Source organism: Natronomonas gomsonensis, from assembly GCF_024300825.1.
GTDB lineage: Archaea > Halobacteriota > Halobacteria > Halobacteriales > Haloarculaceae > Natronomonas > Natronomonas gomsonensis.
Map to the genome: position 1 here is coordinate 46,794 of NZ_CP101323.1, position 12,989 is coordinate 59,782.

General features: G+C 62.4%; 18 protein-coding genes. 5 read left to right on the forward strand and 13 right to left on the reverse strand.

What is annotated here, in order from left to right:
• The first annotated feature begins 235 nt into the window (after positions 1–235).
• Positions 236–514: a hypothetical protein gene (locus NMP98_RS00200; protein ID WP_254859415.1), complete on the forward strand. Its 279-nt coding sequence runs from the start codon at positions 236–238 to the stop codon at positions 512–514.
• 434 nt (positions 515–948) lie between these two features.
• Positions 949–2,073: a DUF7537 family lipoprotein gene (locus NMP98_RS00205; protein ID WP_254859416.1), complete on the forward strand. Its 1,125-nt coding sequence runs from the start codon at positions 949–951 to the stop codon at positions 2,071–2,073.
• A 165-nt stretch (positions 2,074–2,238) separates the two neighbouring features.
• Here NMP98_RS00205 and NMP98_RS00210 read toward each other — a convergent pair whose 3' ends face one another.
• Entirely contained in the window at positions 2,239–2,556 is a 318-nt protein-coding gene (locus NMP98_RS00210; RefSeq protein WP_254859417.1) for a hypothetical protein, read from the reverse strand.
• Between the two features lie 132 nt (positions 2,557–2,688).
• Here NMP98_RS00210 and NMP98_RS00215 point away from each other — a divergent pair, with 132 nt between their 5' ends.
• The 3 genes from NMP98_RS00215 (at position 2,689) to dpsA (ending at position 4,286) form a co-directional block, all read left to right on the forward strand.
• On the forward strand, positions 2,689–3,417 hold the full coding sequence (locus NMP98_RS00215; protein ID WP_254859418.1) for a profilin-fold protein: 729 nt from the start codon (positions 2,689–2,691) through the stop codon (positions 3,415–3,417).
• Between the two features lie 59 nt (positions 3,418–3,476).
• Positions 3,477–3,632 (forward strand): hypothetical protein, encoded by a 156-nt coding sequence (locus NMP98_RS00220; RefSeq protein WP_254859419.1) that lies wholly within the window; start codon positions 3,477–3,479, stop codon positions 3,630–3,632.
• A gap of 108 nt (positions 3,633–3,740) precedes the next feature.
• On the forward strand, positions 3,741–4,286 hold the full coding sequence (gene dpsA, locus NMP98_RS00225) for a DNA starvation/stationary phase protection protein DpsA (RefSeq protein ID WP_254859420.1): 546 nt from the start codon (positions 3,741–3,743) through the stop codon (positions 4,284–4,286).
• Between the two features lie 10 nt (positions 4,287–4,296).
• On the opposite strand, the gene NMP98_RS00230 is transcribed toward dpsA, so the two are convergent.
• From NMP98_RS00230 to NMP98_RS00285, 12 genes are all read right to left on the reverse strand, one after another.
• Complete coding sequence (locus NMP98_RS00230) at positions 4,297–4,593, reverse strand: amphi-Trp domain-containing protein (RefSeq protein WP_254859421.1); 297 nt, start codon at positions 4,591–4,593, stop codon at positions 4,297–4,299.
• A 6-nt stretch (positions 4,594–4,599) separates the two neighbouring features.
• A complete protein-coding gene (locus NMP98_RS00235) occupies positions 4,600–4,767 on the reverse strand; it encodes a hypothetical protein (RefSeq protein WP_254859422.1) in 168 nt (55 codons plus the stop codon).
• Between the two features lie 45 nt (positions 4,768–4,812).
• The gene (locus NMP98_RS00240) at positions 4,813–5,214 is read right to left on the reverse strand and encodes a metal-dependent transcriptional regulator (protein WP_254859423.1); all 402 of its coding nucleotides are present in this window, start codon (positions 5,212–5,214) and stop codon (positions 4,813–4,815) included.
• Between the two features lies 1 nt (position 5,215).
• The gene (locus NMP98_RS00245; RefSeq protein WP_254859424.1) at positions 5,216–5,356 is read right to left on the reverse strand and encodes a hypothetical protein; all 141 of its coding nucleotides are present in this window, start codon (positions 5,354–5,356) and stop codon (positions 5,216–5,218) included.
• A complete protein-coding gene (locus tag NMP98_RS00250) occupies positions 5,353–6,156 on the reverse strand; it encodes a DUF7260 family protein (RefSeq protein ID WP_254859425.1) in 804 nt (267 codons plus the stop codon). The genes NMP98_RS00245 and NMP98_RS00250 overlap by 4 nt, the downstream gene beginning before the upstream one ends.
• The gene (locus NMP98_RS00255; protein WP_254859426.1) at positions 6,153–7,064 is read right to left on the reverse strand and encodes a DUF7551 domain-containing protein; all 912 of its coding nucleotides are present in this window, start codon (positions 7,062–7,064) and stop codon (positions 6,153–6,155) included. The genes NMP98_RS00250 and NMP98_RS00255 overlap by 4 nt, the downstream gene beginning before the upstream one ends.
• A gap of 46 nt (positions 7,065–7,110) precedes the next feature.
• The gene (locus tag NMP98_RS00260) at positions 7,111–7,284 is read right to left on the reverse strand and encodes a hypothetical protein (protein ID WP_197424681.1); all 174 of its coding nucleotides are present in this window, start codon (positions 7,282–7,284) and stop codon (positions 7,111–7,113) included.
• The gene (locus NMP98_RS00265; RefSeq protein WP_254859427.1) at positions 7,285–8,433 is read right to left on the reverse strand and encodes an ABC transporter substrate-binding protein; all 1,149 of its coding nucleotides are present in this window, start codon (positions 8,431–8,433) and stop codon (positions 7,285–7,287) included.
• A 2-nt stretch (positions 8,434–8,435) separates the two neighbouring features.
• Positions 8,436–9,572 carry an ABC transporter substrate-binding protein gene (locus NMP98_RS00270; protein ID WP_254859428.1) on the reverse strand — a complete coding sequence of 379 codons (1,137 nt, stop codon included), beginning with the start codon at positions 9,570–9,572 and terminating at the stop codon, positions 8,436–8,438.
• Positions 9,573–9,574: 2 nt separating this feature from the next.
• Positions 9,575–10,765, reverse strand: a complete 1,191-nt coding sequence (locus NMP98_RS00275; protein ID WP_254859429.1) for an ABC transporter substrate-binding protein — start codon at positions 10,763–10,765, stop codon at positions 9,575–9,577.
• 2 nt (positions 10,766–10,767) lie between these two features.
• On the reverse strand, positions 10,768–11,925 hold the full coding sequence (locus tag NMP98_RS00280) for an ABC transporter substrate-binding protein (protein ID WP_254859430.1): 1,158 nt from the start codon (positions 11,923–11,925) through the stop codon (positions 10,768–10,770).
• A gap of 124 nt (positions 11,926–12,049) precedes the next feature.
• Positions 12,050–12,988 (reverse strand): ABC transporter ATP-binding protein, encoded by a 939-nt coding sequence (locus NMP98_RS00285; protein ID WP_254861344.1) that lies wholly within the window; start codon positions 12,986–12,988, stop codon positions 12,050–12,052.
• Between the last annotated feature and the right edge of the window lies 1 nt (position 12,989).

Consider the following 12,989-nt stretch of genomic DNA (forward strand, 5'->3'; position numbering starts at 1 on the left):
TGTTTCCTACGCTCTCCTCGTTGGTTTCGTCTCTGCTGTGGGTGTGTTTGCTGTTCGACTCCTGCTTCCGGGCGATGGAAGTTTTGGGCCAGTAGCAATGGGTGTCACGATGACTGTGGTCTACTACGCCTTTGACCCGAATAACGAAACCTGATATGAACCACCCTCTCTGTACTGATTACCGTCTACAGAACGGCATCGCCATCATTTTCAAACTCGCGTTGGAAATCCAACCATGCCCTCCAACAAAGCGACAGCCGCGGCCCCGATAACTACTGGCGTCCTTCTCGCCGGGACGGCTGCACGAGAAGTCGCACAGAATGGACTCGAACTCTGGACGACGCTGGCACTCGCCGGTGGTCTCTCCGCGGTCGCTGTCGGCCTCGGCGTTCTGACCGGTCGTGGGTTCGACTCCGACGACGATCTCGACGGACATCACGACCGGACAACAGTCGCGCTCGTTGGCCTCGCACTGACGAGTCTCGCCGTCGGTGCCGGGATTGCACTGGCGTAGACGACGCCAATCGACTCGTGTTCGCGTTACATCCGATACCCGCTTATCGTATGCTGCACTCCGGGATACGCAGCGGCGCACGCCGCCGCATTTTCTCAGTAGGTAGCTTGTCCTGAACGAGAGGGACTTTCCCTGTCTCTACCGATTCACCCACTCTCCAACACCCGAGATCTCAGAGGCTGATACGCGCCCTCTATGCAGCATAACCTTCCTAAACTATCAGCCACTGCGGGTTTCAACAGAGCCATTGACTGGCAAATATTCGACGAAGTTCGGTCCCCCGGTGACGATATGCAGCGGTTAGAAATAAGACACTCCTTTTTACACCCACCTCGCATTCGTGGGCCCACCCGACCCAAGACGTGTGAAGGCCACACACAAAGAGCCGTTTGAGCTTACTCAACCCCTATGCATCCATCGGGAGATGATTGCGTGTGACACGACTTAAAGTAGTCCTCGCACTCGTCCCAATACTCTTGCTGGCGGGTTGTATTGGCGGTTTGGGTGCGGAGACACAACCCTCCGACTCGACAGCTAGCTCACCTGAAGAGGTCCCGGGTGTCACGAACGGGACGCTCGCGAATGACTCGGCGCTCATCCAGGCAAACCGGAAGGCGGTAACAACAAATGGAGCGACTGTCCAGATTAATCAGTCCTCGAGAGAGATGAATATCGACGCTCGGCTCGTTATCGGGGCGAATCTCTCGACGTACCGCCTCTCAGGGTCGGGGGTAGCGAGTCCGGATGAGGAAACGTCAATCGACAAATGGAGCAACGAAACCACGCAGTTCGTTCGCACCTCGTCGGGCGAGCAGACGAACTATCGCGTCCTCGAGGGACATGACGACCGACTCACGATGCTCTCCTCGATGGAGACATTTCTAGCAGCAGGTAATTTCGAGGTTGCCAACGAGACCACCGACGACGGAATGGTCGTATTGACTGCTGACAGTGCGTCACCAGCAGATACGTCGATGGCGAATCTCGAGCAGTTCGAGGGGCGTTTGGTTGTCAACGAGTCCGGCCAAATTCAGGACGTCACGGTGACGCTGACGCAGGACGGCGACCAGGTGTCCTATAGCTACGAGCTGCAGCAAGTCGGTGTCGAAAGCGTTCAAAAACCAGCCTGGGTGAACGACGTTCCGCCAGGCGCAACGCTGCAGACCCAGCTCTCCGTTACTGTGGAAAACAACTCGTATCTTGTGCTCGAACATTCCGAAGGTGACGTCGTCCCAAGAGGAACGACGGTGCAAGTGAAGTCCAATGGGACGACTGACACGGTGGGCCTGAACAGTTCATTATCTGCTGGTGACAGGCGCTACCTGTACTTCGATACGTCGTCGCAGGACCTCCAGGTGACGGCTGACCGGCCTGATTCGAGCGCTGTTTCGCCCGTTACCAGTCCGACCTCTGTGGAGATAACCACTGAAGACGGTGTGATACTCCATAGTGGAAGTATGGGCTGGGCCTCCGAAAGCGCGGGTGCAAGCGACGCTGGCAGTAGCCATGACTCGAACTCCGAAGAGAGTGCGGACGGAACGGCAACTCCGTCACAGTAGAACGGGTTAACGCAGACCACGCCGATATTCGACGCTGGCGACGTAAGGCTAACTCCACAAACTGAGTTGGCTGGGACGCTACCCCATCGACTCCGAATCTGAACGAGTGAAGGATGCCGCTATTCTCACGCAATCATCCTCGACGTCGGTTCGAGTCTGTCACCCTCACTCCGATTGCTCCCACTCTGGTGCCGAAACCAACTCCGGCCGAACCGAGTCAATATCCATCTCGGCGGCGCCGTAAAATCGCTCTCGACCGGCGGGTGTCTGGAACCGGAGTACGACCGTTTCGCTCGTGGCACGGAATATCGAGAGCGTCCACGCGCCGCCGACTCGCTCCCACGTACCGAGTTCGACGCCGTCCTCAACGACACGGGAGCCGAGTTCCCAACTCAGCCGGGTAACCTGCGGTACGTCGAAGGGTACAACACGGGGGAGTCCAGCGGCGGTCCCATCGGTCGGTTGCGGGCCACGTGTAGCCATACCACGAGTGAGGCTATCAGTCAGTAAAAACCACTCGCTTTCCGCCAGACCATCACGACCGGAAAACCGACCTCAGCTCCCAGTCCGACCAGCAGCCACGAGGGTTATCAGCGATGGCGACCCAGAGTGGGTATGACTTCGTTTGCGGATTTGGACCTCGCCGACGTGGAGGCGGTCGCAGAGCGGCGTGAGGAACTCCTCGCTGCAGTCCGTGACCACGCGGGTCGCATCGCTTACCACATTGCCCGCGTCGACGGCGGCGACTACGGCCAGCGGTCGTTTTCGACCGACGACGGCGAGTGGACGGTGAAATACGAGGCAGGCGACCTCGAATACCTCCGCTTCGAGCCGCGTGGCGGCGGCGAGACGTACGTCATCTCGACACAACAACCGGCCGAACCGAAGGCGCTGGCGGAGGCCCTCGAAGACTACCCCGCCTTTGTGGCGGCGTACAACGATTACGTCGACTCACTGGCCGGCCTGCTTGATGCAGTCGACGCGTCCTTCCCAACGGTGGAATCAACCGAGAGCGTCGTCACCGAACGCGACCGTATTGTCGAGACAATCGAGGCCTGCTGTGATCGGATGGCCGGCGAGTTGCGGCGCTACGAGGGCACCGAATACGGCACCTTCGCCGCCAGAATCGATGGCACCCGCTGGGAGTTGAAGTGGGACGAAGACGGTGCGTCGTATCTCCGGGCCGGCGGCTCGGGCGGCGTGTACGTCCTCTCCCAGTACGGCCCACCCTCTGCGGCCGACGTACGGGAGTACGCACCCCGATTCGGGGGGTTCGTCGACGCTTACAACGACCACGTCGCCGAGTTGGAGTTGGACCTCGAAACCATCACCTTCGAGACCTGATCCGACTAGCCGTGAGGGTTTTGCGGCTGGAGTCAAAACATCATGTGGAGAGTCAACATATGTGTCACCACACACTCGGCACGGAACCAGAGGCGTGGCGTCACGAACAGACCGAAGACGATGACGAGGACGACCCTGCTGAATCGGCGGAACCACCCGAATTCGCGAACGACGACACCGCAGTCGACGTCGAGTTGCTGGATGCCGACGACTGATTGCTGTCAGCAGTACGGTACCGACGGATAATCGGATTTTAGGCGAGGCGAAAAAAATATTTGCATATTGATAAATTATAAGTCGCTGGCGACCCAACTACCGGTGTAATGAGCACCCAGAAGACCACTCGTCAGCAGGCCGACACCGTCGAGGAGAACGCGCTTCGACTCGACACCGAGAAAGCCGAACAAATTATCGACGCGCTGAACACCGACCTCGCGGACGCGTACGTCCTCTATCACCAACTCCACAAGCACCACTGGAACGTCGAGGGCGCAGAGTTCCTCGACATCCACGTGTTCCTCCAAGAGGTGTACGAGGACGTCGAAGACGCCGCCGACGAACTCGCCGAGCGCCTGCAGGCGCTGGGCGGCGTTCCGCACGCCAGCATGACGACGCTGGCCGAGAACGCCACCGTCGAAGCCGAAGACGAGGACGTCTACGACATCCGAACGTCGCTGGAGAACGACCTCGAGATGATGGGCGACATGATCGAGAGCTACCGGCAACACATCGAGTTGGCCGACGGCCTCGGCGACTACGCGACCAGCGAGATGCTCCGCGAACAGCTCGAAACGCTCGAAGAACACACCCACCACATCGAACACTACCTCGAAGACGACTCGCTCGTCCTCGAATCCGCGACGAAGTAACGCCGACTGACTATCGAACGTCGGGTGCCGACTCGTCGCTTCGTCCCGGAATCTCTACCTCGATTTCTAACTCTTGGTCACCGACGCCGTCGAAGTCGATTTCGACGTCGACCGGCTCACCGAAGGCAAACGGGAGTTCCCACTCCTCGTCGACGAGCGTGAGTTCGTCGCCGTCTCTGAGTTGTTCTCCCAGCGCTATCAGAAACTCGCCGGCTTCCTTCGAGTCAAGGCGGTATTCGGTTTCGAACGCCCGACCCGCCCGAATCGTCGTCCGCTCGTCCTCGGTAGCTGAGTCAGAATCGTCCACGAGTACTCACCGTCGAACGTCGACCGTCAAGTCACTCGCAATCCAGCCGTCGTTGTTGTCCGTTTCGATGAACACGGACTTGCCGGGACAACTCTCACACTGGCACACATCGGGTCTGGAGTCGGCGTCGGAATCAACGCGCCGTTCCGAACGCCGCCGGGCACGCGCCGTCATTACCTGATTTAGGTACACCTAAAGTAAAAGCGTTTTCGGTCCCGGTCAACGCTCGCCCGCCTCGCTTGCCGTCGCGACCGGCTCCGAATTCGCAGTATCACCCAACAGCGTCACGGCCAGTCGCTCGGCGACGGCCGGACTGACACTCCCGGCCATCCGCATCGCCTCGGCTTCCGAGTCCTCCAACCCGAGTACCTCCCGAAAGAACTGCGAGAGCGTCCGGTAGGTGTCGTGCAACTCCTCGGCGGTCTCCTGTCCCTCGTCAGTCAGCGTCGCTCCTTCGTAGGGTTCGTGGACCACCAGCCCGTCGGCTTCGAGGCGCTGGAGCATCTCGGTCGTCGCCGCCGGCGACTTCTCCAGTCTCTCGGCGAGTCGCCCCGGCGACACCGGGTGGTCGTCACCACCCTCCATGTAGATAACGAGGAGATACCGCACGGCGCTCGCCATCTCAACGACCACCCTCCGTGGATTCGCCAGAGGCATCAGACTCCTCGTCAGCCACGCCACCCTCCGAATCCGACCCGAACAGCGCCAGATACAGCCACGCTTTCGTCCGACCGCGCTGTTTGCGAGGTCCCGAGTCGGTCATGCGCGTCTGGTGAGATGGTCGCGAACGGTTCGTTGACACTCAGTACATATCGCGTCGAGGCGAGCGGCCGCCGACAACTCCGGAAACGTGGTCGAACGCTCCTGTGACAAGTACGCAACGAGCGACCGATGTGTGAGGCCCGTTTTCGCTCCCTCGCTCGTCGTTCGGTCGAGTACCGCCTGTCGGTCTGTAGCGACCGTTTCACACCGATTTCGGTGGGTTTCGAGCCGCTCGTGGCGCTCCCGAAGCGCCTCGAAACCGAGTACCGACAGTGGCCGTTCGTCGGCCGCATCGAGCCACTCACACGTCCCTTCCAGTCGTTCCAACGACTCGCCCAGTGACTCCCGCTCGATGTCGAGAGCGCGCTCCATCGCCCGCAGCTCGGCCTGTCGTTGCTCGACAGCACTGTGAATCGACTGCTGGACCTCGGCCGTGAACTGTCCGGGTGTCGAGGGGTCCAACACGGCCGCGATGCCCTCGCCCAACTCCTCGCTCATCGTTGCCGTGAGCGGCTCCGACTCCTCGAGGTCGGCCACGCTGTAGGGGCGGACGGTCTCTTCGAACAGCGACCGAACCTCCTCGGCCTCTGCAGTCGCCGGCCCTTGCTGTACTGTTGGCGCCGCTGGCGTCACCTCGCCAGTGGCTGGTACGCCGCCACCGCCGTTCGGAAGCGACGCCGGGTCGAGGGCTCGGACCTCGGCGTCGAAGCGCTCGAAAGCCCTCGACGTGGCTTCGACGTGTGCCACCTCCTCGTCGACGCGGTCGATGGCCGCCCGAATCGGGTCGATGATTCCGCTCACGGACACCCCTCCGTTGACACGCAAGCGAGGCCGCCGACACGCCCCGTCGTGTTCGTCTCGATGGACAGCCGCCACGACCCCGACCCTTCGACACGCTCTGCGCCCGAAATCGTCACCGACCGCGTCGCCAACCGGTCGAACAGCTGCACCACCAACGGCAGCGTCACGACCCGACCCGGCGTCCCGTCGAGACTGTACCCCTCGATGCACACCGTCCACGACCGCGATTCGCCACCCGAGGCTGCCGAACACCGCTCGATGCGATAGTCGTCGACGAGTCCGACCGCCTCCAGTGAATCCAGCGTCTCCGCGAGCGGTTCGGGCGCCAAGACGCCACCGTCGTCGCGTGGCAAGTTCGCCGCCGCCTCTCGTAGGACCGCCGCTTGTTCCTCGGGCGCCAACCGCTCGTCGAGTTCCGTCGCGATGCTTTCGAGCAGTCGCAGACAGAGTTCGTCGGGTGATGCGACCGCCTCGGCGGCGTCGAGATACGTGTCCATGATAGCGTCCTGTAAGTCGCCGTGGGCCGACCCGGCGATGGCCTCGAAGACGACGCTGGCGACGGTGTGACAGAACTCGATAGCGTCCGTTCCTCCGCGTTCGGGCGGCGTCGGCGGCAACTCACGCGTTCGGTCGGCCAGTGGCGTCCCGTCCGACGCTTCCCAGCCCGGCAACTCCTCGCGAACGATGATGTCGCGATACGAGACTTGCGGGTCGTATCGTCGAAGCGTCGCCCGGTACTGTTCGGTCGCCTGTGCGGCCGCGCGGGCGCTCGCTCGACTGTCGAAGGCCAACTCGTCGGCCGGGACCGGCCGACACCCCGTCCGCGCGCAGGCGACGTAGTAGCGGCCGTCCTCGCTGGCGAGCGATTCGATGTGGTCGCGAATGTCGCCCAGTGTCGTTCCTATCATGGTTGGTCTCTCCCAGTGGGTTGTTCAGGTGGGCTCTCCTGTCGGGTCAGCGACGCACTTTCGTCGGGTTCTCGGCGGTGATGAACGGCTCGCCGCCCTCCTCGGCGAAGGCGAGGCTGCCACATTCCAGTCGGCAGACCTCCCAATCCGGCAGCGCCGGAATACCGTAATCCTCTGGCTCGCGGTAACAGCCCGCGATGGCCCACGTCCGCGCACGCATTCAGACATCACCGGTGACGATATCCGCGACGCGCTGGCGGTCGAACAGCTCTTCGTCGGCGCCGAACGTCTCGGGATATATCCCGCGGGCGGCCCGTTCGAGTTGGAACAGGTGGAGTATCGGCCCCTGATACGTCAGCCCGCTGTAGAACACCCTGCCCTCCTGGACTGCCGTCAGTTCGCTGGCTACGTCGTGGTCCTCGAGATGCGAGCGAATCTCGCGGTCGAAGTACGCGTCGGTGATTTCGCCCTGGATGCGAACGGCGATGGCGTCGGGGTCGATGTCCAGCAGCGTCTCGAAGTCGATGGTGCCGCCGTCGACTTGGGCGTCCGTGACGCCGTTGGTCGCCAGCGCGTCGCCGACTTCGAGGTCGCGGAACTGCTTCGATTGAAAGCCCTCGCCGACGAGATACGGGTAGAACGACTCCGGCGGCATCTCGGCGGGGTACAACACCGCGATGTCCGGGGACTCCGACGGAAGACGGTCCTGTACATCTCCAAGAACCTCGTCGTGAAGTTCGTCGAAGGCCTCGTAGCGGCCCCGCTCGTCGAAAAGCTCGGCCATCTTCTCGAAGGCCTCGTACATCGAGTAATACCGATAGTCGTCGTGCCAGTCGTACACCCGCGTGAAGCCGGTGTTGCCGACCAACGGGGCGACGTTGTCGCGTATCTCCTCGACGTCGGCCTCGCTCACCCCGAGGCGGTTGACCATGAAGTTCGGGTCGACGACGTTGACATCGGGGTCGAGTTCGTAGAACACCTCCTTGTCGGTGCCGTCGTTCCACAGTTGGGTGAGCGCCTTGTCGTCGACGGCAACGCCCGGCAGTTCCTCGTAGTAGTGGGTGCCGAAGCGGGCGCGAACCCCGATAGCTTCGAGGCCATCGGCCTGTCCCAAAGCGACGCCCATGTCGGCGTAATCGCCGGTGTAGGCCAGCCACTGTTCGGGCACGGCGTCGAACTCGACGGTGCCGACCGGCTCCATCGTCACCGAATGGCCGTCGTCAGTGTTCGGCGGCTCCTCGTCAGCCGTCCCCGTTGAACCGTCGCCGACACAGCCGGCGACCAATCCGCTCCCGACGAGGGAGGTGCCGTACTTGATGGCGTCTCTGCGCGTCGGTGCTGTCTGTCGAATCGTCTCGTCGTCGCTCATCGTTAGCTCTCTCCGTTGATGATGTCTGCCACTCGCTGGCGGTCGAACAGTTCGCCATCGAACCGCGAGGGGAAGTACGCCGTCGCGTACCGCTCTAGCATGAAGAGGTTGTGCAGCGGCCCGCAGTAAATCGGGCTGCCGCGGAACACCCGCCCCTCTTGGACGGCCGTCAACTGACTCCCAACGTCGTGCTCGCGCATGTACGCCAGCGTCGTCTCCTCGAACTCCTCGCGCGTCTTGTTGCCGTGATACCGGAGCAACAGCGAATCGGGGTCGATTTCCAACAGCGTCTCGTAGTCAACCGACTGCGACCCCGAATAACCCTCGACCTTCGTGCCTTCGAAGGCGTCGTCGATACCCAGTGTGTGGAAGTGCTCCTTGTTGGCTCCCATTCCCGAGACCCGATACGGCGCGAAACTGTCCGGTTCGTCGCCGGCGAACAGCAGCGCACCATCTGGTCGCTCCTCGGCCGGTGGGAGTTCGGCCTCGATTTCGGCGACCACCTCGCTGTGCAGCGACTGAATCGCCTCGAACCGCTCGCGCTCCTGAAACACCGCGGCGACCTTCTCGAAGGCTTCGTACAGCGTGTAGTACCGGTAGTCGTGCCACTCGTCGGTTCGCCGGAAGATGAGGTTCCCGAGGAACGGCGCGACGTTCGTCTCTATCTCCTCGATGTCCTCGGCCGGCCAATCGTCGAGCCAGTTGGTCAGCGAGTGAGGGTCGATGAGGTGGAGGTCGGCATCGATTTCGTACAACAGCTCCTTCGAGATGCCGTCGTTCCACAGCGGCGTGAGTCGGTCCGTGTCGATGCCGACATCGGGGAGTTCCTCGTAGTGTCTCGTCTTGTACCGGTTCTGATACCAGACCGTTTCGGCCGCGTCGGCCTGCCCCAACGCGACCATCATATCGATGTAATCCGGGGTGAACGGCGCGACGGTCTCCGGAACTCCGTCAAACTCGACGGTCCCGACCGGTTCCATCGTCACCGAGTAGCCGTCCGATTCTTTGGCCGGCGTCGATTCGGGACTGTCATCTGAGCTGTCGCCGGCCGTACAGCCCGCCAACAGGCCGCCGGCGGCGACGGCACTACCGTACTTGATGGCGTCTCTGCGGGTCGGTCCGGTGGTGTCATCACTCATGTTCAGATGTCTCCGTTGATGATGTCCGCAAGTCGCTGGTGGTCGAACAGCCGCTCGCTTTCGTCGAACACGGGATAGGTATCACCGTTCTCGTAGCGTGGCCACGCGCCGAACTGCTCGGGATACAGTTGCTTGGCGGTCATCTCCATCTGGAAGAGGTTCATCAACGGCCCCTGCCACCGCGTTCCCTGGACGTACACCCGGTCGTTGTTGACGGCACGCAGTTCGCTGCCGGCGGGGTCGTCTCGGAGGTTTTGTACCATCGCCTCGAAGCCGACGGCGTCGGTGACCGTCCACAGCGCGAGTATCGCGTCGGGGTCGGCCTCCAGCAGCGCCTCCATATCGATCTGTTTGAACGCTCCGTCCCACTGTTCGTCACCGAAGGCGTCGACAGCACCGAGCGGTCGGCTGTGGGCGTTGAAGTAGCCGGGGGCGTTCAACCGAAGCAGGTAGATGGCCGAGAGGTCCGTCGAAATCGAGAGATACGCCACGGTCGGTCGGTCCGATTCCGGCGGCCGCTCACGTTCTATCGTTTCGAGCATGTTCTCCCGAACGGACGCAAGGGCCTCGTATCGCGATTGCTCCCCGTAAAGCGTCGCGACTCGCTCGAACAGCTCCCACAGCTCGTAGTACTCGTAGCCGTCCGCCCAGTCGTCAGGCGGCGTCGCGTGGAAGTTGCTGTAGTAGTTCCCGAGCCACGACCCGACGTTGTTCGTGACCTCGTCGATATCCGCCCGTGTCCAGTTGTCCTGTGTCGTCACCCATGCCGGGTCGACGAGATGGAGGTCGCTGTCGAGTTCGTACACCTGCTCTTTCGTGAAGCCGTAGGACTCAGTTTCGTCCCGCCACGGGATGTCGACGCCCTCGAGGTCGGAAGTGAAGTACTCCAGCGTCGAGGCGGTTCCGTCCCACCAGACGTTGTTGATGCTGTCACCCTGCCCGAGTGCCGTCGCCATGTCGGCGAACCACGGGAAGTGGGTGAACACGTCGGTCGGTGGCTCCTCGAGCGTCACGTCACCGACCGGTGACATCTCCACCGAGTACGAGGTTTCGTCGGGGCTGTCGGTCCCTTCAGGCGTGTCCGGGTCGCCGTTACCGGTACAGCCAGCCAACAGTCCCCCGCCGACGACTGCGCCGCCGTACTTCACGATATCGCGTCGTGTCGATGCCTTGACCGTGGTGTCGTTCGTCATTGTCAGAACTCCCCGTTGATGATGTCCGCCACGCGCTGGCGGTCGAACAGCTGTTCGTCGCTCGTTACCTCGCCGAACTCCCCGGGGTACAGTTGCTGAGCGGCGCGTTCGGTGAGGAAGAGGTTGTGAATCGGCCCTTGATGGAGGTAGCCGCCGCGGTAGACGCGGCCCCCTTGGACGGCCTGCAGTTCACTCGCCACGTCGTGGTCCTTCATGTACGCGAGAACGGTGTCGCGGAACTCCGTGGCGGACTTCCGCTCGTGGCCGCGGACGAGGATGACCTCGGGGTCGATTTCGAGGAGGTTCTCGTAGTCGAGTTCGCCGCGGTCGGTCGTGCTGAGGTTGTCGATGTCGGTGCCGGCGAGGGCGTCGGTGACGCCGAGGTCGTTCCACTGCTTCTTGCTCGTGCCCTTGTCATTGAGGCGGTACGGCGAGAACGTCGCGGGTTCGTTCGTCCCCTCGAAAGTGAGGAAGACGTTCGGCCGCTCGTCGGCCGGCGGCAGGCGGCTCTGAATCGACGCGATGAACTCGTCGTGGAAGGCCGCAAACGCCTCGTATCGCTCCGTCTCGTCGAAGGCCCTCGCGACTTTCTCGAAGGCCTCGTACAGCGTGTAGTACCGGTAGTCGTGCCACTCGTCGGAGCGCCGGAAGATGAGGTTCCCGAGGAACGGGGCGACGTTCGTCCGGATTTCCTCGACGTCGGCGTCGCTCCAATCGAACCAGTTGCGCAACATCCCGGGGTCGTAGAGGTGGAGGTCGCTGTCGAGTTCGTAGAACTCCTCTTTCGTTCGGACCTCGGGATTGGCCTCGATGGTCTCGCGGTCGACCGAGACGCCTGGCAGTTCGTCGTAGACGTACGTGTAGTAACGGTCGGCGCCACCGACGCCGGTCAGGCCGTCGGCCTGCCCCAACGCGACGGCCATGTCGGCGTAGCCGCCGTCGTAGGCCGCCCACTGTTCGGGGACCGATTCGAAGCTTACCTCGCCCATCGGCGCCATCTCGACGGTGTAGGCGTCGGTGTCGTCGTCCCCCTCCGATTCCTCGGCGGGTTCGGTCTCACCAATACAGCCGGCGAGCAAGCCGCCGACTGCGACGGCACTGCCGTATTTGATGGTGTCTCTGCGCGTCGGTCCCCCGCGTATCGCGTCGTCTCTGGACATGGTTTTAGGCTAGCCTAAAATATTATAACTGCTTCGATTTTTAGGTTGGCCTAAAATGTTTGAACAGCGTGTTGGAGGGGTATCTTCGTCGGTCGTCGACTTGTCGGCTCGAACGTCTCCTCGGTCACCACCGTGCCTCCCCTTCGGTCGACTCCTTCGCCTCAACCGCGTCCGCGTCGTCTTCGTCCTCGTGTCGGGCGCGAAGCGGTGTGATTCGCGGTCCGCGGTCGGTCGGCACCACCTCGGCGTCGACGCGGAACACCTCCGCGAGCAGCTCCTCGGTGACGACGGCTTCGGGCGGTCCGCGGGCCTGAATTTCGCCGTCCTTGAGGGCGACTACGCGGTCGGCGAGTCGCGCCGCCTGCTCGATGTCGTGGAGCACGACGACGACCGTGATGTCGCTGTCCGCCCGCAGCGTCTCGATTATCTCCATCACTTCCAGTTGGTGATGGAGGTCGAGGAACGTCGTCGGCTCGTCGAGCAACAACACATCGGTGTCCTGGGCGAGCACCATCGCAATCCACGCCAGCTGCTTCTGGCCGCCGCTGAGGCTGCCGACCTCCCGGTTTCGGAGGTGTTCACAGCCGGCCAACTCGATGGCCCGGTCGACCGCTTGTTGGTCTTCCTCGGTGACGTGTTCGAAGAAGCCGCGGTGGGGATACCGGCCGTGATACACGAGGTCCTCGACGGTGATGGAGTCGGGTGAGGTGCTCTCTTGGGAGAGCAAACCGAGCTTTCGGGCGAGTTCCTTCGTCCCCATCGAGTGGACATCGCGGCCGTCGACCAACACCGAGCCGTCGTCGGGGTCGAGTTGCTTCGCCAACCCCTTCAGGAGCGTGCTCTTCCCGGACCCGTTGGGGCCGACCAGCGCCGTCACCGCTCCCGGTTCGGCGACGATACTCTCGCCGTCGACGACCGGGTCCTCCATCGTGGGGTACCCCAGCACCAACCCCTCGCCGGCGAGGTCGCTCGCTCCGCCTTCGGGGGCGTTCGATGTCGGGGTGTCGTCGACAGCGTCTTCGCTTCCGTCCGAGTGTCGTAGCGAACCGACGTTGAACACCATT

Coding starts and splice junctions, on each gene's coding strand:
- NMP98_RS00200 (WP_254859415.1), top strand. CDS start 236: ATGCCCTCCAACAAAGCGACAGCCGCGGCCCCGATAACTACTGGCGTC.
- NMP98_RS00210 (WP_254859417.1), bottom strand. CDS start 2,556: ATGGCTACACGTGGCCCGCAACCGACCGATGGGACCGCCGCTGGACTC.
- NMP98_RS00215 (WP_254859418.1), top strand. CDS start 2,689: ATGACTTCGTTTGCGGATTTGGACCTCGCCGACGTGGAGGCGGTCGCA.
- NMP98_RS00220 (WP_254859419.1), top strand. CDS start 3,477: ATGTGTCACCACACACTCGGCACGGAACCAGAGGCGTGGCGTCACGAA.
- dpsA (WP_254859420.1), top strand. CDS start 3,741: ATGAGCACCCAGAAGACCACTCGTCAGCAGGCCGACACCGTCGAGGAG.
- NMP98_RS00235 (WP_254859422.1), bottom strand. CDS start 4,767: ATGACGGCGCGTGCCCGGCGGCGTTCGGAACGGCGCGTTGATTCCGAC.
- NMP98_RS00240 (WP_254859423.1), bottom strand. CDS start 5,214: ATGGCGAGCGCCGTGCGGTATCTCCTCGTTATCTACATGGAGGGTGGT.
- NMP98_RS00245 (WP_254859424.1), bottom strand. CDS start 5,356: ATGACCGACTCGGGACCTCGCAAACAGCGCGGTCGGACGAAAGCGTGG.
- NMP98_RS00255 (WP_254859426.1), bottom strand. CDS start 7,064: ATGATAGGAACGACACTGGGCGACATTCGCGACCACATCGAATCGCTC.
- NMP98_RS00260 (WP_197424681.1), bottom strand. CDS start 7,284: ATGCGTGCGCGGACGTGGGCCATCGCGGGCTGTTACCGCGAGCCAGAG.
- NMP98_RS00265 (WP_254859427.1), bottom strand. CDS start 8,433: ATGAGCGACGACGAGACGATTCGACAGACAGCACCGACGCGCAGAGAC.
- NMP98_RS00270 (WP_254859428.1), bottom strand. CDS start 9,572: ATGAGTGATGACACCACCGGACCGACCCGCAGAGACGCCATCAAGTAC.
- NMP98_RS00275 (WP_254859429.1), bottom strand. CDS start 10,765: ATGACGAACGACACCACGGTCAAGGCATCGACACGACGCGATATCGTG.
- NMP98_RS00280 (WP_254859430.1), bottom strand. CDS start 11,925: ATGTCCAGAGACGACGCGATACGCGGGGGACCGACGCGCAGAGACACC.
- NMP98_RS00285 (WP_254861344.1), bottom strand. CDS start 12,988: ATGGTGTTCAACGTCGGTTCGCTACGACACTCGGACGGAAGCGAAGAC.